Origin of the sequence: Rhodococcus opacus B4 (genome assembly GCF_000010805.1) — a bacterium.
GTDB classification, from domain to species: Bacteria; Actinomycetota; Actinomycetes; order Mycobacteriales; family Mycobacteriaceae; genus Rhodococcus_F; species Rhodococcus_F opacus_C.
Genome location: NC_012522.1, coordinates 1361710 through 1380387, shown reverse-complemented (window position 1 = coordinate 1380387; position 18678 = coordinate 1361710). Strand labels below are relative to the sequence as shown.

At 68.5% G+C, this 18678-nt stretch carries 20 protein-coding genes and 1 riboswitch; of the genes, 4 read left to right on the top strand and 16 right to left on the bottom strand.

Annotated elements, in window-relative coordinates; translation table 11 throughout:
- Nucleotides 1–23: 23 nt before the first annotated feature.
- The gene (locus ROP_RS06470) at nucleotides 24–1013 is read right to left on the bottom strand and encodes an alpha/beta hydrolase (protein WP_043824309.1); all 990 of its coding nucleotides are present in this window, start codon (nucleotides 1011–1013) and stop codon (nucleotides 24–26) included.
- Nucleotides 1014–1191: 178 nt separating this feature from the next.
- Here ROP_RS06470 and ROP_RS06465 point away from each other — a divergent pair, with 178 nt between their 5' ends.
- Nucleotides 1192–2547 carry a WS/DGAT/MGAT family O-acyltransferase gene (locus ROP_RS06465; RefSeq protein ID WP_012688525.1) on the top strand — a complete coding sequence of 452 codons (1356 nt, stop codon included), beginning with the start codon at nucleotides 1192–1194 and terminating at the stop codon, nucleotides 2545–2547.
- Between the two features lie 29 nt (nucleotides 2548–2576).
- On the opposite strand, the gene ROP_RS06460 is transcribed toward ROP_RS06465, so the two are convergent.
- From ROP_RS06460 to ROP_RS06440, 5 genes are all read right to left on the bottom strand, one after another.
- Nucleotides 2577–3389: an ABC transporter ATP-binding protein gene (locus ROP_RS06460; protein ID WP_012688524.1), complete on the bottom strand. Its 813-nt coding sequence runs from the start codon at nucleotides 3387–3389 to the stop codon at nucleotides 2577–2579.
- Nucleotides 3382–4203 carry an ABC transporter permease gene (locus tag ROP_RS06455; protein ID WP_012688523.1) on the bottom strand — a complete coding sequence of 274 codons (822 nt, stop codon included), beginning with the start codon at nucleotides 4201–4203 and terminating at the stop codon, nucleotides 3382–3384. Before ROP_RS06455 ends, ROP_RS06460 begins: the two co-directional genes overlap by 8 nt.
- Nucleotides 4181–5221, bottom strand: coding sequence for an ABC transporter substrate-binding protein (locus ROP_RS06450; protein ID WP_050785041.1), 1041 nt, complete (start codon nucleotides 5219–5221; stop codon nucleotides 4181–4183). Before ROP_RS06450 ends, ROP_RS06455 begins: the two co-directional genes overlap by 23 nt.
- A complete protein-coding gene (locus ROP_RS06445) occupies nucleotides 5206–5928 on the bottom strand; it encodes a TenA family protein (RefSeq protein WP_012688521.1) in 723 nt (240 codons plus the stop codon). The genes ROP_RS06450 and ROP_RS06445 overlap by 16 nt, the downstream gene beginning before the upstream one ends.
- Nucleotides 5922–6017, bottom strand: a riboswitch (TPP riboswitch). It overlaps the preceding gene by 7 nt.
- 58 nt (nucleotides 6018–6075) lie before the next feature.
- The gene (locus ROP_RS06440) at nucleotides 6076–6753 is read right to left on the bottom strand and encodes an NUDIX hydrolase (protein WP_012688520.1); all 678 of its coding nucleotides are present in this window, start codon (nucleotides 6751–6753) and stop codon (nucleotides 6076–6078) included.
- 112 nt (nucleotides 6754–6865) lie between these two features.
- Here ROP_RS06440 and ROP_RS06435 point away from each other — a divergent pair, with 112 nt between their 5' ends.
- Entirely contained in the window at nucleotides 6866–8419 is a 1554-nt protein-coding gene (locus ROP_RS06435) for a carboxylesterase/lipase family protein (RefSeq protein WP_012688519.1), read from the top strand.
- Here the strand turns inward: ROP_RS06435 and ROP_RS06430 are convergent.
- The 6 genes from ROP_RS06430 to ROP_RS06405 all read right to left on the bottom strand — a co-directional run bounded on the left by ROP_RS06430 (nucleotide 8412) and on the right by ROP_RS06405 (nucleotide 13799).
- The gene (locus ROP_RS06430) at nucleotides 8412–9653 is read right to left on the bottom strand and encodes an MFS transporter (protein ID WP_012688518.1); all 1242 of its coding nucleotides are present in this window, start codon (nucleotides 9651–9653) and stop codon (nucleotides 8412–8414) included. The genes ROP_RS06435 and ROP_RS06430 overlap by 8 nt on opposite strands.
- 84 nt (nucleotides 9654–9737) lie before the next feature.
- A complete protein-coding gene (locus ROP_RS06425; RefSeq protein WP_012688517.1) occupies nucleotides 9738–10265 on the bottom strand; it encodes a DUF3558 domain-containing protein in 528 nt (175 codons plus the stop codon).
- Nucleotides 10262–10801: a DUF3558 domain-containing protein gene (locus ROP_RS06420; protein ID WP_012688516.1), complete on the bottom strand. Its 540-nt coding sequence runs from the start codon at nucleotides 10799–10801 to the stop codon at nucleotides 10262–10264. Before ROP_RS06420 ends, ROP_RS06425 begins: the two co-directional genes overlap by 4 nt.
- Nucleotides 10785–11060, bottom strand: coding sequence for a GNAT family N-acetyltransferase (locus ROP_RS06415; protein ID WP_012688515.1), 276 nt, complete (start codon nucleotides 11058–11060; stop codon nucleotides 10785–10787). The genes ROP_RS06420 and ROP_RS06415 overlap by 17 nt, the downstream gene beginning before the upstream one ends.
- 64 nt (nucleotides 11061–11124) lie before the next feature.
- Nucleotides 11125–12315, bottom strand: a complete 1191-nt coding sequence (locus tag ROP_RS06410) for a DUF4185 domain-containing protein (protein ID WP_012688514.1) — start codon at nucleotides 12313–12315, stop codon at nucleotides 11125–11127.
- A gap of 110 nt (nucleotides 12316–12425) precedes the next feature.
- Nucleotides 12426–13799, bottom strand: a complete 1374-nt coding sequence (locus ROP_RS06405) for an FAD-binding oxidoreductase (RefSeq protein WP_043826288.1) — start codon at nucleotides 13797–13799, stop codon at nucleotides 12426–12428.
- A 513-nt stretch (nucleotides 13800–14312) separates the two neighbouring features.
- On the opposite strand from ROP_RS06405, the gene ROP_RS06400 reads away from it, so the two are divergent.
- Nucleotides 14313–14642, top strand: coding sequence for a hypothetical protein (locus tag ROP_RS06400; RefSeq protein ID WP_011594545.1), 330 nt, complete (start codon nucleotides 14313–14315; stop codon nucleotides 14640–14642).
- Nucleotides 14643–14670: 28 nt separating this feature from the next.
- On the opposite strand, the gene ROP_RS06395 is transcribed toward ROP_RS06400, so the two are convergent.
- Nucleotides 14671–15354, bottom strand: a complete 684-nt coding sequence (locus tag ROP_RS06395) for a Type 1 glutamine amidotransferase-like domain-containing protein (protein WP_012688512.1) — start codon at nucleotides 15352–15354, stop codon at nucleotides 14671–14673.
- A 6-nt stretch (nucleotides 15355–15360) separates the two neighbouring features.
- Nucleotides 15361–16179 (bottom strand): maleylpyruvate isomerase family mycothiol-dependent enzyme, encoded by an 819-nt coding sequence (locus ROP_RS06390; protein WP_012688511.1) that lies wholly within the window; start codon nucleotides 16177–16179, stop codon nucleotides 15361–15363.
- A gap of 167 nt (nucleotides 16180–16346) precedes the next feature.
- Between ROP_RS06390 and ROP_RS06385 the strand changes: the two genes are divergently transcribed.
- Entirely contained in the window at nucleotides 16347–17888 is a 1542-nt protein-coding gene (locus tag ROP_RS06385) for an AMP-binding protein (RefSeq protein WP_012688510.1), read from the top strand.
- Nucleotides 17889–17899: 11 nt separating this feature from the next.
- Here ROP_RS06385 and ROP_RS43485 read toward each other — a convergent pair whose 3' ends face one another.
- Both ROP_RS43485 and ROP_RS06380 read right to left on the bottom strand, forming a co-directional pair.
- Complete coding sequence (locus ROP_RS43485) at nucleotides 17900–18064, bottom strand: hypothetical protein (protein WP_012688509.1); 165 nt, start codon at nucleotides 18062–18064, stop codon at nucleotides 17900–17902.
- The gene (locus ROP_RS06380) at nucleotides 18061–18462 is read right to left on the bottom strand and encodes a DUF488 domain-containing protein (protein ID WP_012688508.1); all 402 of its coding nucleotides are present in this window, start codon (nucleotides 18460–18462) and stop codon (nucleotides 18061–18063) included. The genes ROP_RS43485 and ROP_RS06380 overlap by 4 nt, the downstream gene beginning before the upstream one ends.
- Nucleotides 18463–18678: the final 216 nt, after the last annotated feature.

Genomic DNA, 18678 nt, shown 5'->3' with positions numbered 1-18678 from the left:
GAGTACTTCTCAACCGCCGGACGTTAACAAGTACTCACGGGGGTGGCCTTGCGGATGAACCGGCCGATCTCGCGGATGGCGCGGGTGCCCTCGGGCAGCACACCGGCAGCGGCCTGGAAGACGTGTACCTGCCGCTCCCACACCTGCAGTTCGCACGGGACGCCGGCCTGGGACAGCCGTTCGGACATCAGTTCCGCGTCGACGTACACCATTTCCTGCGAGCCGGTCTGGATCAGCGCCGGCGGCATCGAGGCGAGGGAGCCGTCCACGGGGGACGTGGACGGCTCGTGCCCGCCCCTCGTGTCCAGCCGTTCGATCAGCCTGGACAGGGCACCGACCGCGCGCTTGGGGAAGACGGCGCAGAGGTCGGCGTTGGGATGGGCCAGCTTGTTCACCGGGTCGAGGTCGGTGAGCGGCGACAGTGCGACGTCGGCGGCGGGCCGCGGCAACCCCTGACGAAGCGCCTCGAGCGTCACCATGAACGTCAGGAATCCGCCCGCCGAGTCGCCGGCGACGACGATGCGGTCTGCGGTGTACCCGTGCGCGAGCAGCCACCGGTACCCGTCGACGCCGTCCTCCACGGCCGCCCGGATCGGGTTCCGCGGGATCATCCGGTACGCGACGTTCAGTGTCGACGCCTGCGCCTCCGCCGAGATCCGGGACACCATCTGGCGGTGCGAGTTGATCCCGCAGCACAGGAACGCCCCGCCGTGGAGGTAGAGGATCGCCCGGTCGCCGAGCTCGCCCGGAGGCCGGATCCATTCGGCGCGGCAGTGCGGCAGCCGGACCGGCCTGCGCTGGGTTCCGCGGATGGGGCCGAGCGAGTAGCCGAACAGGTCGACGACTCCGGTGGGCCACGGCAGTTCGGGGTAGCGCGCCCACCCGTCGAGGAACGGCCGGACCGTGCGGCGGAGGGTGTGCGCGAGGGCCGCCGACTGCAGGCTGGTTCCGGCGAACTCCCGCCGCGTCACCGGGAGCGGTGACGGGCAGAATTCGTAAGTCGCAGTGCTCATTGTCTGCCTCCGTTCCGGCCTCGGAGCCCCTCGACGTGCTGCCTTCAGGTTTGCCACCTCTTTGCGCCGTACGTTCTACATCGAAGTAGGTCGCACGGACGCTACGCCCGACGTAGCATCCAGGCGGAAGTCGTAATGGGATAGTGACCGAGCGGGGGTGAACGTCCAGGTGGGGATCATGCCGGTTACCGATTCGATATTCCTTCTCGGCGAATCGCGAGAGCATCCGATGCATGTCGGATCGCTCGAATTGTTCACACCGCCGGACGATGCCGGCCCCGACTACGTGAAGTCGATGCACGAAACGCTGCTGAAGCACACGGACGTCGACCCCACGTTCCGGAAGAAGCCGGCGGGCCCCGTCGGCAGTCTCGGGAACGTGTGGTGGGCCGACGAGTCGGATGTTGATCTCGAATACCACGTGCGTCATTCGGCCCTGCCTGCGCCGTACCGGGTGCGGGAATTGCTGACGCTGACGTCACGGTTGCACGGCACGCTCCTGGACCGGCATCGCCCTCTGTGGGAGATGTATCTGATCGAAGGCCTCTCCGACGGCCGGTTCGCGATCTACACCAAGCTGCACCACTCGCTGATGGACGGGGTCTCCGGGTTGCGGCTGCTGATGCGGACGCTGTCGACGGACCCGGACGTGCGCGACGCACCGCCGCCGTGGAACCTGCCACGCCCGGCGGCGGCCAACGGAGCCGCCCCCGACCTCTGGTCGGTGGTGAACGGGGTCCGTCGCACGGTCGGTGACGTGGCCGGTCTCGCACCGGCGTCGCTGCGCATCGCCCGCACCGCGATGGGGCAGCACGACATGAGGTTTCCGTACGAGGCGCCCCGCACCATGTTGAATGTCCCGATCGGTGGCGCCCGCCGGTTCGCCGCGCAGTCCTGGCCGCTCGAACGCGTCCACGCAGTGCGGAAGGCGGCGGGGGTCAGTGTCAACGACGTCGTGATGGCCATGTGCGCCGGGGCGTTGCGGGGGTACCTCGAGGAACAGAACGCGCTGCCGGACGAGCCGCTGATCGCGATGGTCCCGGTGTCGCTGCGCGACGAGCAGCAGGCCGATGCCGGCGGCAACGCGGTGGGGGTCACGTTGTGCAACCTGGCGACCGACGTCGACGACCCGGCCGAGCGCCTGACGGCGATCTCCGCCTCCATGTCCCAGGGGAAGGAACTGTTCGGCAGCCTCACCTCGATGCAGGCACTGGCGTGGTCCGCGGTCAACATGTCGCCGATCGCCCTGACGCCGGTGCCGGGGTTCGTCCGCTTCACGCCGCCGCCGTTCAACGTGATCATCTCCAACGTCCCGGGACCGCGGAAGACCATGTACTGGAACGGGTCCCGCCTCGACGGGATCTATCCGACGTCGGTGGTGCTGGACGGGCAGGCGCTGAACATCACGCTCACGACGAACGGTGGCAACCTCGATTTCGGTGTCATCGGGTGCCGCCGTTCGGTGCCGAGCCTGCAACGCATCCTGTTCTACCTGGAGGCCGCCCTGGGTGAACTGGAGGCGGCGCTGCTCTGAGTCGGCACTGCTCTGACACGCCGCGGGGTTCAGCGGCGGCCCGACTCCTGCTCGACCAGGGCCCGCCGCGATTCCTCGTGCAGCACGCCGAGCAGTTCGTGTTCGACGTCCGCGAATTCGGGCGACGTCATCATCGACAGTTCGCGGGGGCGGGGCAGGCCCACCGTCACCTCGCGTCGGACGGTGGCGGGCCGGGCGGACAGCACGACCACCCGGTCCGACAGGTAGACGGCCTCGCGGATGTCGTGGGTGATCATCAGCACGGTCCACCGGTAGCGCTGCCACACGTCCTGCAACCAGGTCTGCATCTCGGTGCGGGTCAACGAATCCAGGGCGCCGAACGGCTCGTCGAGCAGCAGCACCGGGCGGTCCTGGACGACGGTGCGCAGCATCGCGGCGCGCTGTCGCATGCCGCCGGACAGCTGGCTGGGCCGGGCGTCCTCGAACCCGCCGAGACCGAAGACGGAGAACAACTCCCGGGCCTTCTCCCGCGCCTGTTTCCGGGGCACGCCCTGCACCTCGAGTCCGAGGGTGGTGTTGTCGAGGACGCTGCGCCACGGGAACAGCAGATCCTTCTGCGGCATGTACGCGCATTTCGAGGGGCCAGTGCCCGCGGGGCGCACGGGCTCGCCGCCGATCGTGACGGTGCCGGTGTCGGGTCGGTCGAGTCCGGCGAGCATGGCGAACGCGGTGCTCTTCCCGCACCCGCTGGGGCCGATCACCGACACGAACTCGCCCGGTTCGACGGTGAACGAGACGTTGTCGAGGACGGGACGAATGCCGCCGCGGACCGCGAATCCCTTGCTCAGTCCGGACAGTGCGACGCGCGCGGTCTCACTCATGCCGGCCCCTTTCGTTCTTGATCCAGGGGGCGACGACGCGTTCGACCGCGAACGTGAGCAGGTAGAGGCTGACGCTGATCACGGCGGTCACGAGCACGGCCGCCAGCACGAGGTCGGTGCGGAAGGAGTTCTTCTGCGTGGCCATGTAGATGCCGAGACCGGAGGTGGCCCCGACGTATTCGGCGAACACGGCACCCACGACGGCGTAGGTGATGCCGATCCGCAGGGCGGTGAAGAACCGGGGGATCGCCGACGGCAGCCGCACGTAGCGGAATTCCTGCCACCGTGAGGCGCCCATGCTGCGCAGCAGCGCGCCCGCCTCCCGGTCTGCGGCGGCGAACCCCTCGATCAGGCCGATCGTCATCGGGAAGAACGTGGCGAGGGCGATCACGAGAACTTTCGGCAGCAGACCGAATCCGAACCAGATGATCATCAGCGGCGCGATCGCGATGATCGGCAGCGTCTGCGACACGACGAACAGCGGGACGAACGCGCGGCGCAGCCACGGCGAGAAGTCGACGAGCACGGCGAGGGCCCACGCGCAGAGCAGGGACACGGCGAACCCGATCAGCGTCACCTGCAGTGTCGCGGAGGCGTGACCGGAGATGGCGTCCCGGGCCCGCCACCCCTGCTGGATCACCCGCAGCGGCGACGGCAGCACCTGCGGCCGGATGCCGCTGACCGTCACGTACACCTGCCACGCGACGACGAGCAGTGCCACGACCACGACCGCGGGCAGCACCCGCCGCAGCAGCGGGGACGTGCCCGGGGCCGGGGTCCGGAGGGTCGGGTCAGGGCTGAGCGAGGTACTCATTGGTGAAATACGTCGACCAGTCGGGTTCCGTGGTCAGCGGTGCCCCGTCGGGGCCGGTGAGCAGGCCGTGCTGGAACAGGAAACCGGAGTACCCCGCCCACTGCTCGGCCGTCTGTGTCCCGACCTTTCCGGAAGCGTCCTTCATGTACTCGGAGGACAGCATCTGCTGGCTCTCGCGCACGAGGGACTCGTCCGTGAAGGCGCCGGGATTGGCGTCGATCAACATCTGCGCGGCCTCGTCCGGCCGGTCGGCAGCGAACTGGTAGCCGCGCTGCAGGGCCTGGACGAACTTGCGGGCCTGCTCGGGGTGGTCGGCCATCCACTGCTCGTTGCCCTCGATGACGAGCGCGTACGCGTCCGGGAATCCGAAGTCGGTGTAGTGGAAGTAGCGCATCGGGGTGCCCCGGTGCTCGGCCTCGATGCCCTCCCAGCCGAAGAACGACACGGTGAAGTCGGCGGTGCCGGAGTACACGGCCTCGTAGGCCGACGTGCCGAGCGTGACGGTGGTGAATTCGCCCTTGCCGCCGTCGTTCCGGATGATCTGCTTCAGCGTCTCCTCGCCGTCCGGGTCCGCGAAACCGGCGTAGATCTTGCCGTCGAGATCCCGGGGGCGGGTGATGTCGGCGCGATCCGCCTTCACCGCGATGCCCGTCGCCCAGTGCTGCAGCGGGGCCATGACCGACGTGGTCTGGGCGCCCGCGGCCTTCGAGAACGTCGCGGAACTCTGGAAGCTCACGCCGAACTCGGCGTTACCGGCGTCGACGAGGGTGTCGGGCGAGGTGTCGTTGTACGGCAGCACCTGCACGTCCAGTCCGGCGTCTTCGAACCAGCCCTCCTGCTGGGCGACGAACAGACCGGTGTGGTTGGTGTTCGGCGTCCAGTCGAGCGCGAACCGGATGGTGTCGTCGGACTGCGAGTCGCCGGCGCAGCCGGTGAGCACCGACAGGGCGGAGACGACGATGACGGCTGCGGTGGCAGCGCGCCTGGTACGGGAGAAAAGTGTCACGACGCGGGCCATTCCTGCTTGTTGAGTGCGGTGTCCCAGAACATGAGTTCGTAGCGGCTGGCGATCGTGAACGCCTCCACCATCGCCTCGCGCTGGGCATCGGACGCGGCCTCCGCGGCGGCGTCCACGAGTTCGCGGGCCGTCGCGACGGCGGCGTGGAACTCCTCCGCGTCGTACGTGGTGACCCACTGTGCGTACGGGTGCGACGGGTCGGCGGACAGCACCTCCCGGGCGCTCGCCGCGAGCCGGCGTCCCACGTCCGCGTAGATCCAGAAGCACGGCAGCACCGCGGCGGCGGACACCGCGTACGGCTCGGTGGCGGCGACCGCCGTCAGGTAGGAGATGTACCCGAGGCAGGCCTGCGAATGCTGCGGCTCGACGCCCGACTCCGGAAGTCGTCCGCTGGTCAGCAGATTCTGGTGCAGCGTCGCCTCGACCGTGGCGGCCCCGGCCGCCGAACCGGCCCAGAAGCCGGCCTCGACGGGACCCGGGGCGTGCGCGGCGACCAGGGACAGGGCCTTCGCGTACCCGGTCAGGTACAGGAAATCCTGCTCGATGTACGTGCGGAACACGTCCAGCGGCAGCGTCCCGTCGCCGAGGCGGCGCAGGAACTCGAGTTCGTCGATCGCCTCACGCAGCACCTTGGTCCGGTCCCACAAGTGGTCCGTGAATCGGGCGTGCTGGCCTGCGCCCGCAGCACCTTGGACAGAGCTATTCACAACGTTGACATCCCTTCGTCAGCATTACCTGAGCAGGTTCCCGGGTGTGTTCTCAGCCCCGCCCGTGCGGAGCACCCCGTGTCAGAACAAGCCGACCCTAGCACCGGCCGTGCGGTGGACGGAAAGGCCCCGGGTGGGTGGACGCGCTCAGCCGGCGAGGAACGCGGCCGCACCCGGCGGGAGGGCTGCGGTGCCACGCCGGTAGATCTCGGCCGGCCGGCCGGTCCCGACGACGGCCATGTCGCCGGTGTGCTCGAGGGCGGGCATCAGGTGCCGGCGGAACGAGTCCTTCGGGAGGGGGCGGCCGAACACCACCTCGTAGACCCGGCGGAGTTCGAGCACCGTGAAGCTGTCGCCGGCCAGACCCGACGGGTCGACGGACCGCGCGTACCGCTCGCGCAGGTCGGCGACGGCGAGGGTGACGACGTCCGCGTGGTCGAACGCGAGGTCCTGCGTCACCCGGTCGCCGTCGACGGGGATCAGCACGGCGTCGCGGGGGAGCGCCGTGCGCGGCAGCGCCGCGCCGTGCGTCATCGACAGCACCCACCCGCGGTCGTCGCGGGCAGGGTCGTCGAACATCGCCAGCTGGTGGAACTCGGCGCCCGCCAGGCCCGCCTTGATCCGCAGGCACCGCTCGGCGGCGTCCCGCAGCCGCTCGCCTTCGTGGAGGAAGGTGCCCGGAAGCGCGAGCCGGCCCGAACGGTGCGGAACCACAAGCACTTTCAGATCGGAACCGTCGACGGTGAGGACGGCGACGTCCACCGCCACGGACGGCCGCGGGTAGTCGAGGAGGCTCTTGCCCTCGGGATCGGTCGATGCGGCCACGGAGGAGATGTTAGCGCACGGTTGATCTATCCCGCGTTCGAACGGTCCTGCCTGCGCATCGTTGGTAGTTTGGCGAGAGATTCCCGTACGCGCTGCGTGAGGAGATTCGGCCGTGGATGTCGAGAAGTCAGGCGACACACTCGTCGTCCGCGCCCGGGACGGCGACGTGCGCGGCTACCCCGAAGGCGACGTCTACGCGTGGAAGGGCATCCCGTTCGCCGCCGCCCCCGTCGGCGATCTGCGGTTCCGGGCGCCGGTCCCGCCCGCACCGTGGGACGGCGTCCGCGACTGCGTCGACTTCGGCCCGATGGCCCCGCAGGGTCACGGCACCGCCGTCCCGATCGACGCCGGACTCGAGATGGACGAGGACTGCTTGTCGGTCAACGTGTGGGCCCCCCGGCCCGACGGCACCCTGCGGCCGGTCATGGTGTGGATCCACGGCGGCGCCTACTGCCTGGGAACCGCAGCCCAGGGCATCTACAACGGGCGGATCCTGTCCACTCTCGGGGACGTCGTGCTCGTCTCGTTCAACTACCGGGTGGGGGCGCTCGGGTTCCTCGACCTGTCGTCGTTCTCGACGCCGGAGCGGGTGTTCGAGACCAACTGCGGTTTGCGTGACCAGGTCGCGGCCCTCGAATGGGTGCGCGAGAACATCGAGTCGTTCGGCGGTGACCCGGACGAGGTGACGGTGTTCGGGGAGTCGTCGGGGGCCGGGTCGATCACCACGCTGATGACCGTTCCGAGCGCGGACGGGTTGTTCCACCGGGCGATCGCCCAGAGCCCGCCCGCCACGTCGGTGTACGGCAGCGAGCGGGCGGCCACCGTCGCGAAGCAGTTCCTCGACATCCTCGAGGTGGAACCCGGGCGGATCGACACGCTTGCGCACCTGCCGTACCGCACGGTGATCGAGGCCAGCGACACGCTCGTCAACGAGGTGCCGACCAAGATCCCGGGCACACTCGCCATGGCGCCCGTGGTGGACCGCGACTTCCTGCCCCGCTACCCGGTGGCCGCGTTCCAGAAGGGCTACTCCCACCGCATCCCCCTCATCATCGGTTCCAACAAGGACGAGTCGTCGATCTTCAAATTCATGAAATCGCCTCTGCTGCCGGTAACTTCGGATTCGGTACAGGAGATGCTGCGGGCGATCGCGACCGATCACCCGGAACTGCCCGCGGCCCGCCTCGCCGACATCCTGTCGGCGTACCCGGACCGCGGGAAACCGAAGGGCGCACTCGCGATGTCCCGCGACGCCGCGTTCCGGATGCCCGCCCTGTGGGTGGCCGACGCCCACAGCAGGCACTCGCCGACGTGGATGTACCGGTTCGACCAGGCCACGCCGATGCTCAAGGCCGCACGCATCGGCGCCGGGCACGCCACCGAACTCCCGTACGTCTTCGGCAATTTCGACACGCTCAACATCGACCCGACGTTCTGGCTCGGCGGCCGGAAGACGGCACTCGAGGTGTCGGGCCGGATCCAGCGCCGGTGGCTGGCGTTCGCGCGGCACGGTGTCCCCGCCGCCCTGGACGGGTCCAAGCACTGGGCTCCCTACGACGAGGAGGACCGCTCCACGTTGCTGATCGACGGCGCGGACACCCTTGTCAAGGACCCGGACCACGAGATGCGGGTCGCCTGGGGCAACGACGTCATGGGCTTCAACTGACCGGCACCTTTTCGTCCAGTTCCTTCAGCACGGGCAGCCCGAAGCACGCCAGCCCGATGATCAGGACCGGGATCGCGAGCACGAAGAACGCCGGCTGGATTCCCCACGTGTCGAGGATGGGACCGGCCAGCAGGTAGCCCAGCGGGCCCGCCGCATACGCGGTGGACGTCATGACCCCGGTGACCCGGCCGCGCATGTGCTCCGGACTGCGAGTCTGCATGGCGTAGTTGGCGATCGGGCCGACCGGACCGAACACCAGACCCTGCAGGAGGGCCAGCGCCAGGATCGCCCACAGCGGCGGCAGGAACGCCATCGCGACCATCGCCGCGCCCAGCACCGTCACCGCCACCACCATCAGCATCCGGCGCGACACGAACGGTGCGAGTGGTCCGTACGCGAGGGCGCCCACCACACCGCCGATGCTGAGCGCCATCAGGACCGAGCCCAGTTGCGCAGGTTTGTCGAGTTCGGTGAAGTACACCGGGAACACCACCGACTCGACCGGCATGTACAGCGCGACGACCGCCATGTCCACGAGGGCGATCGTGCGCAGGAGCCGGTTGTGCCACACGAACTTCAATCCCTCGAGCGTGCCGTGCCAGATGGACGTCGGACGGGTGGCGGTGTCCGGCCTGCCGGCGTTCTCGAGGCGCAGGAACGCGATCGTCGCGACGGACAGCACGAACCCGGCGGCGGCGACCCACAACGTGTTCACCGCACCCACGGTGGCGATGAGGACGCCGCCGATGCCCGGCCCGACGAGATACGCCACGTTGTAGTTGGCCTCGTAGAGGCTGTTCATCCGGTCGAGTGACCACCCCGCGGACTTCGTGGCGGCGGGCAGCATCGACTCCCTGGCCGCGATTCCGGCCGGGTCGAACGCGGCGCCGATCGCGGCGAGGACGGCGATCACCGTGACGGTCAGCCCCGTCGTGTTCGCGATCACCGGGATGGCCGCCACGGACAGGGCGGACAGGCAGTCGGAGATCAGGGACGTGCGGCGTCGGCCGAACAGGTCGACGAACGTGCCCGCGAACAGGCTCGACAGCAGCAGCGGGAGGGTGGCCGCGCCCGCGACGATCGCGGCGTCCGACGCGCGACCGGTCTGCTCGAGCACCAGCCACGGCAACACGACGATGACGATGCCGTTGCCCGTGGAGGAGAACAGGGTCGCGACGTTCAGGAGGATCAGGGGCCCCAACCGACGAGTCACAGCCGTCTCGGTGGCGGTCACGGCAAGGGTCCTCTGGTCGGCTCGGTGGGTGGTCCCTCGACGCTAACAGCGAGGTCGCGGCCACCGCGAGCGAATTTTCGGCCGCTACTGGTTGCGCTGCAGGGTCAACTCGGCGAGCGTGCGCGCGCCGTCGCACGGGTCGCCCGTCCCCGACCGCTGCTGCACCCACCACGTGATGACACCGGAGTAGGCGGCGGTGATCCCGCACGTCGCCGCATCACCCGGCCGCCGGGCGCCGAACGCCGACGTGCCCGCGATCGACGTGGTCTCCACCTGATAGCCCAGTTGGTCCGCCACCGCCCGCTCCCGCTGCAACGAGTTGTTCTCGAACCAGCCGAACGTGACGTCGATCGATCCGGCGGCGGACGACACCGTCCACATGCACACCGCACCGTAGAAGTACTGGTCGATTCCTGCCCCGTGCAGTGTCTCCGCGATCTTGTCGTTGGGGACGGCGTCGCATTCACGCAGGAGCTTGTCGAACTGCGGCGAGCCGCCGTCGTCGGCGGAGGCGGCGCCCTCGGGCAGGGCAGTGCCCGTGACGGACGAGCCGCAGCCGGCCAGCACCATCACCGACGCCACCGCCGCGGCGAGTCGCCGGCGGCCGCTCACTTGGCCTTCTCCAGGGTCAGCCGGCCGAGCGCGGTCGGGGCCTCGCACGGATCGGAGGGTGCGCTGCCGGTTCCGTAGCGGACCAGCCAGTGCACGAAATCGGAACCCGTGCCGAGCGCGACCTCGCAGAACCCGACGTTCTGCGAGGAGAATCCGCGATGCCCCGCGATCTCGAGGTCGTGAACCTCGTGACCGATGCCCTTGGCCACCGACCGCTCCCGGTCGATGGGGCTGCCGCGGTACCAGGTGAACATCACGTACCGCTCGCCGCCGTCCGCTTCCCACCGGCACTTGATGCCGTTCCGCGAGACCGGGGTGAGCCCGGCGATCCCCGCCCGCTCGTACACCTCGGCGTCGGTCAGCGAGCCGCATTCCCCCACGAACGCACCGGGCTGCGCGGGCACCGAGGTGGTCGTCGCGGCTGCCGGATCGGTGTCGGAACCGCCGCCGGATCCGCAGCCGGCCAGCACGACCGTCGCGGCGAGCAGACACGTCGCGCGGACGGCCGGGCGGAGCGGATCAGACGAGCTCCGCATAGCTCGGATTCTCGGCGATGTACTTCTCCACGTACGAGCACGACGGGATCACGGAGAGCCCACTGGACTTCGTGTCGTCGAGTGCGGCCTTCACCACCACCGCCGCCAGACCCTGCCCGCGGAACTGCGGGTACGTCACGGTGTGGTGGAAGTCGCGGGCGCCGTTCCGCTCGAAGTAGTCGGCGTATCCGGCCAGCTGGCCGTCGAGGTAGATCTCGAACCGGGATTCCGACACGTCGTGTTCCACCGTGGCCGCCACAGATCGCTCCTCTGCTCGTGTGGCGTGCGCGCTGTCCCGCGCACGCTGTCACTCGCAGATTACGTCAGTCCGCGAGGTTGGTGCGCAGCAGCATGACGTTGTAGTCCGACCAGGTGGTGGCCAGGAAATACAGGTCGGATCCCTTCGACCACGGGTGCATGTACGCGCCGTACAGCTCGGGCACGTCCCGGCTGCTCACGAGCACTTCGGGTTCGCTCCAGCCGGATTCGAGGTGGTCGGACCGGCGCATGACCACCGAGTTGCCGGCGTCGGTGTACATCGCCACGAACTGACCCAGGTACTCGTTGAACCGCACCGACAACTCACTGACCGGTCCCGGGATCACCGGGGCGGCGACGGTCGCGTTGGCCTTGACCCACGCCTTGCCGTCCCAGTACTCGTACAGCGTGAGGTTCCGGATGTCCGCCTCCTTCACCCGCGACAACCGGGCGTCGCCGGAACGCCCCGACGGGGTGCCGAACGCGTAGACGAATCCGTCGTGCTTGACGTACGAGCCCATCTGGAAGTTCTCGGCGCCCGTGCCCGGCACGTTGGGCCGCAGCGTCAGAGGATCGGTGATCCAGTTCTCGCCGTTGTCGACGGAGTACGCGATGCCGGACGCGTTGGTGTCCCACTCGCCCGGGGCGCCCCAGCTGCGCACCGACATGTAATTGATGTACTGCGTCGAGGCCGGACCCTCGCCGACCGAGATGCCGGTGGTGGGAATGACGGTCTGCTCTACGCCTGGGATCTTCTTGCTCTGGATGATCTCCTTGGAGTGGTTCGGGCCGTCGACCGGGGAATTGTCGATGCCCATTCCGTCGGTGAGGTCCTTGTCGGAGCTGCGCAGCAGGATGTTGCTGCGCCAGTCGCCGACCAGACCGCAGAGCGGGTTGTCGCTCAGCCCGACGGTGTCGCCGAACGCGGTGAGGATCTCGCCTCGGCCGTTGTCCCACATGATGCCGAGGTCCGTGCCGAGTACCCGGAACCTGCCGATCGTGTCGTTGGGGCTACGGGGCCCGGTGATGTGCGCGATTGCCTGAGTTTTGCCACGCAGCTCGGGAAGGCGGCCGTCGCTGCCGTTGAGCCAGGGAATGGGGTTGATGCCCTGGTTCGAGCCACTCGATCCGAGGCTGCCGGTTCCGCCGAGGCACGGAGCCGCCGTCGCAACAGGGGGCGTCATCGTGAAAAACGTGCAGGTGGACGCGAGTAAGGCGGGCATCGCCAGGGAGGCGACACGGCGGAGTCTGGTCACGAGCGCACCTCTCTGCGACGAGTCGAGTTCGGTCCGGCCACGCTAGCAATACCTCACCTGTCACACCAGTCCCTTGGGTAACCATTGGGTATCGCACCCGCCCTGGGTAGCTACAGAATCGCTCCGGGGTTGAGTATCCCCAGCGGGTCGAGTGCCGTCTTGATCCGCTGCGTCAGTTCCATGACGTCCGGGCCCAACTGGTCGGGCAGCCAGGCCTTCTTCAAGCGGCCGACACCGTGCTCGCCGGTGATCGTGCCGCCGAGAGCGATTGCGAGGTCCATGATCTCGCCGAAAGCGAGATGCGCGCGCTCCGCCATCGCGGCGTCCTCGGGGTCGAACACGATGAGCGGGTGCGTATTTCCGTCACCGGCATGGGCGATCACCGCGACCATTACGTCACGCTCCCGGGAGATGGCCGCGATTCCCTCCACCAGCGCAGGCAGTTTCGGCAGCGGAACCCCGACGTCCTCGAGGAGGAGGCTGCCCAGCCTCTCGACCGCGGGGATCGCGAATCGTCTTGCCGCGGTGAATGCTTCGCCCTCGTCGGGATCGTCGGTCGTGAAGACCTCGGCGGCGTCGTTCGCCGTGCAGGCGTCCGCCATGACGGAAATCTCCTCGGCCGCAATCGCACCGGGGGCGTCCGAACGAGCGATGAGCATCGCCTCCGCTGTCCGGTCCAGGCCCATCTTCAGTGCGTCCTCGACGGCGCCGATCGAGGCACGGTCCATGAACTCGAGCATCGACGGTCGCAGCGTGCGCGTGATGGCCAGCACGGTGTCGGCGGCCGCCTGCACGGAGGCGAACGACGCGACGAGGGTGCTCGCGGGCGGCTGGGCCGGGATCAGCCGCAGCGTCGCCTCCGTGACGATGCCGAGCGTGCCCTCGCTCCCGACGAACAGCTTGGTCAGCGACAGGCCGGCCACGTCCTTCAGGCGCGGCCCGCCCAGGCGCACGGCCGTCCCGTCCGCGAGGACCACCCGCAGCGCGAGCACGTAGTCGGTGGTGACCCCGTACTTGACGCAGCACAGCCCGCCCGCGTTGGTCGCGACGTTGCCGCCGATCGAGCACATCTCGAACGACGACGGGTCGGGCGGGTACCAGAGTCCGTGTTCGGCGGCCGCGGCCTTGACCTCGGCGTTGAGCAGTCCCGGTTCGACGACGGCGATCCGCGTCACCGGGTCCACCTCGATCCGGCGCATGCGTTCGGTGCTGACCACCACGCTGCCCGCCACGGCGGTGGCGCCGCCGCTGAGCCCGGAACCGGCGCCGCGCGGGATCACGGGGACGCGGTGCGCGGTCGCCCAGCGCATCACCACCTGAACTTCCTCGGTGGTCGCGGGGCGGGCGACGGCGAGGGGGAGGACGGCGCCGGGGTCGCGTGCCCAGTCCTGGCGGTAGGACGCCAGGACGTCCGGATCGGTGACGAGGCAGCCCCGGGGGAGAGCGGTCGAGAGCGCCGCGAGTGCGTCGTCGGGAACCGTCATCGGAACTCCTGAAATGCGGGTGTCGGGGACCTCGACGGTAGCCCGGCGGACGACGAGTGTCCTCGAATTGGTCATGCGTCCAACTGAACCGATTCCGACCGCGATTCCCGGATTTCGCTCCAACCTGGACGTTCGGTGCAGAAGGCACCCCCCAATAGCCCATCTGTTAGTTACTTACGCGTAGGAGTCTCACGATGTGGGATCAGGGGGGTGAATTTTTTCAGTGGGTCCCCCGTTGGGGTATGCAACCGTGCCTGGAGGGAAAAATGCAGGTAGGCGCGTCCCGGGAACCGGGCGGACCCGGACGAATCGGGTGTAACACAGGTCACATTCGCCACTCTGTTACCGGATCGTATCGACCGGGCAATGCAAAAACCCACTTCCACGGGTTAGCGTCTTGCATCGTCAAACACCGGCGAGGCGTTACACCCAAACGGAGATTCTCACGAAATGTGAGCCAGAACACCGTTGGGGCCGGGTTTTGCCGCACCGACCCTGGAAGGACCCGCACCGATGAATGCACTCCACCGAGATCCCAGCAGCTACATCTCCGCGATGTTCTCGTACGAGTTCCTCGATGGTGGCATCGACTACGACTCCATCGAGCAGATCCACCGTGGCGAGTTCGACGAATGGATCTTCGCACTCGCCGGTTCGGGACTGTTCACCAACGAGGAAGTTCGGTCGATGGTCCAGGAATGGCGCCTGAACCCGAAGACCCTCCTGAACACGCTCCTCGCCGACGCGGACGAGGTCACCGCCAAGCGCTGCGAGGTCACCTGGGCCGCACTCGACCGCGTCGCCCCCTTCACCCCGTCCGTGCCGGTCGCCGTCTTCGGCTGACGGCCTTCCCGCCCAGGGCTCGCCGTCGTCAGACGAGTTCGGTTCGATCCCCGTTCACGACGATCGCCTGATCGTCCGTCAAGGTGCGGTACTCGATGCCGGCGAGCCTCAGAGCGTCGACCGTGCGCCGAACCGCGGCCGCGTCCTCCAAGGGCACGGCGTTCTCGGCCCCTGGAAGCTCCGCAGGCGGGTGATGCGGCACGATCGCGAAGCCCACCATCCCCAGTCCGTCCCAGCGTGGCTCCACGCCACATGTCGCGACCACCTCCGCCGGGTCATCGGAGGAGTCGAGACCGTGCAGCGTCGGAGTCATCACGCACGCCCCCGCGCTGTAGCCGGCGTACACGAGCGAATCGCTCGCCAACAGTTCCGGGATCACCCGGTCCGCCCCACTCCGGGCCATCTGCGCGCGCAGCACGAACGTGTTCCCGCCGCGCACCCACACCATGCCGAACCCGTCCAGCCGCTGCCGCAGCGCGGCCGCACGAGGCTGCCCGTCGTCGCCGATGTAGTCGCGTAGATCCACCTCCTCCACGGTGAAGCCCAGGCGCGTCAGCGGCATCACGTCACTCACGACCGCCGACGTCCGCGCCGTCCGCGGCCACGCGTCCGCCGCCGCGGCGATCACCCCGACGCGCCCCGGACGGCCGACGAGGGACATCAGCGGCGCGGGATCCGCACCGAACCGGTACGAGGACAGGAACAGGCGCACCGCGGTTCAGATCGTGAACGCGAGGTTGTCGACGATCCGCTTGCCCGCAACGGTGTCGCCGCCCAGCACGATCTCGTCGCGGTGATCCGCGGCCGTCGTCCGGCCGCCCGCCAACCGGGTGAACAGCCGGGAGTCGAGTGTCACCGTCGTGGTGGCCTCCGACGGCAGTTCGTCGACCACCGCGGCCCGGCCGTCGACGGCGATGTGAATGTTCCGCGCGAGCGGTCCCGTCAGCTCGAGCGTGATCCTCGACCCGTCCGGCGCCTTGCCGCGCTTGCCGACGAGGAACGCGACGGCGCCCGCGATCTCCGCGAACGCCGTCTCGCCGCGCAGGCCGCCCTCGTCGCCGGGCAGCCCGAGCGCGTCCCGCAGGTCGAGCTCGTGCATCCAGCAGTCGAACACGCGGATGCGCATGAACCGGAGATACGGCGCCGGACCGACCGGGGTGGTGGTCTCGGCCTCGAAAGCCTCGTCGGTCATCTCGCTCAGCTCCGACCGCCTGCGCGCGGTGATCGACCGGAAACGCTCCAGCATCTCGGGGCCGGAGCGCCCCCGCAGCCCCTCGACCCACTCCTCGTTGAACGCCCCGATCTCGTTGCGCACATGCGCGAGGCCGCGGACGTCGATGGTGGTGTGCGGCGCGGAGATTCCGGCGAGCAGCGACTCCGTGCCGATGAGATGCGCGGTGACGTCGTGCACCGTCCACCCGGGCAGCGCGGTGGGCGTGAACCACGCGTCGCCGGACAACGAGGACAGCAGCTCGTCGAGTACGTCCCACTCCTCGAACAATGCGTCGAGGATCGGGTCCTTCTGCAGGGCATTCACCGGTCGTACGCCTCCTTTTGCCTCAACTCTAGGACCTCCCGCCGGACAGTCCGAGCATTTTCGCCGGGGGCGGGCGAAGGCGCCGGTGACAGCGTCGAAGGCCGCCCCGTCCGGGGCTCGGTGTGGTAGACCGATGGTGAGAATCTCCATTAACAAAAGGAGTGCGGATGTTCCCTGGAAACTTCGTGGCGACCACCCCGGACAAGCCCGCCGTCATACGTCCCTCGACGGGGGAGCGGCTGACCTACCGGGAGTTGGACGAGAGGTCCACCCGCCTCGCCCGGCATCTGCGCTCGCTCGCCCTGAAGGTCGGCGACCACCTGGCGCTCGTGTCGAGCAACGACCTCCGGGTCCTCGAGGTGTACTGGGCGGCGCTGCGATCCGGGCTGTACATCACCGTGGTGAACTGGCACCTCACCCCGGAGGAGGCCGGTTACGTCGTCGACGACTGCGGAGCCGAGGTGCTCATCGTGTCCGCCGACGCGGGCGGCGCCGTGCCGCGCGAGCCGGATCAGCTTCCCCGCGTCCGCCACCGGCTCGTGTACGGCGGCGAGCTCGACGGGTTCGGCAGCTACGAGGACGCCCTCGCGGCGCAGTCGGCCGCGCCGCTCGAGTCGCAGCCCCGCGGACAGGACATGCTGTATTCCTCGGGCACCACCGGCAGACCCAAGGGGATCAAACCGGCACTCCCCGAAGGCGAAGTGGACACGACGACGGATCCCTACACCGCGGTGTTCGCCCCGATGTACGGATTCGACTCCGACACCGTCTATCTGTGCCCGGCGCCCCTGTATCACGCCGCGCCGCTGCGCTTCTGCGGCACCATCACCTCCGTCGGCGGCACGATCGTGCTGATGGACCGATTCGACGCCGAGGAATCGCTGCGGCTCATCGAGGAGTACCGGGTGACCCACAGTCAGTGGGTTCCGACGATGTTCGTCCGAATGCTCAAGCTGCCGAGGGATGTTCGCGACAAGTTCGACGTGTCGAGCCTGAAGGTCGCGATCCACGCGGCAGCGCCGTGCCCGCCCGACGTGAAGCGGTCGATGATCGACTGGTGGGGACCGGTCGTCCACGAGTACTACGCCTCCACCGAGGGTGCCGGTGCCACGTTCATCGACAGCGCGCAGGCGCTCGCCAAGCCCGGATCGGTGGGCCACGACGGGGTCATGGGCATCGTCCACATCTGCGACGACTCCGGCGCGGACGTCCCCGTCGGCGACGTCGGAACCGTCTACTGGGAGCGGGAGGAACGGCCGTTCGAGTACCACAACGACCCCGCGAAGACCGACGCCGCGACGCACCCCGACCACCCGACGTGGACGACGAGCGGCGACATCGGGTACATCGACGCCGACCGCTTCCTCTACCTCACGGACCGCGCCGCGTTCATGATCATCTCGGGCGGAGTGAACATCTACCCGCAGGAGTCGGAGAACGTTCTCACCATGCATCCCAAGGTGTTCGACGTCGCGGTGATCGGCGTGCCCGACGAGGAGATGGGCGAACAGGTCAAGGCCGTCGTGCAACTCGTCGACGGGGTGGAGCCGTCGGACGCCGTCGCCCGCGAGTTACTCGACTACGTGCGGGAGCGGGTCAGTCACTACAAGGCGCCGCGCAGCATCGATTTCTCCGACGATCTGCCGCGCACCCCCACCGGCAAACTCGTCAAGCACAAACTCCGCGCGCGGTACCTGAACGCCGGCTGAACCCCCGACCATCACCTGTCCCGCGCAGAACCGCAGCGCGGGCAGGTGCTCGCGGTGTGGTCGGTGAGGAACAACCCGCAGTCGGGGCACACGCGGTCGAGCCAGCAGACCGGATCGCCGCCGAGGTCGTCCTCCGGCCCGGCGATGGGCACGGCCTGGTCGCCGGAAGACGTCACAGCCGGTCCAGCATGTACTCGGCAAGCACCTCGGCATGACTGTGACTGACGTCCTTCGTCGCGGTGAGCAGAACGATCGGCCGCCCCTGCGCGAGTTCCTGCACCCGCGCGACCGCCCTCCGGCCGGTCGGCGAATCGAGTTCGTGGACGTATCGCTCGCGGAACTCGCTGAACGCGGCGACGTCGTGCGAGTACCAATGACGCAACTCCGTCGACGGCGCCAGGTCCTTGGCCCAGTCGTCGAAGTGGAACGCGTCCTTGCGCAGCCCCCGCGGCCACAGTCTGTCCACGAACAGTCGCAGTCCGTCGCCCTCGGTCGGATGGTCGTAGACCCGCTCGACGATCACCGGCGGATCCGCGGTGACGTCCTCCGCGCTCCGTTCCTTCGGTTTGCTCATGGCCGAACCTCCGCTTCCGTGCGGTGTCTACCGTCAGACTACGACCGATCACCCTGTGATCGGGTTCACAAACGGGCAGAAACATCTGTGAGAACGACTGTTCGGACTCGATTCAGACGCCTATCCACAGACTTCTCTGTTCCCTACGTCACGGTTTTACTGGCTACTATCAGCTAACTCAGTCGAGTCGGGGGAAATATTTCCGCTCATCATCGG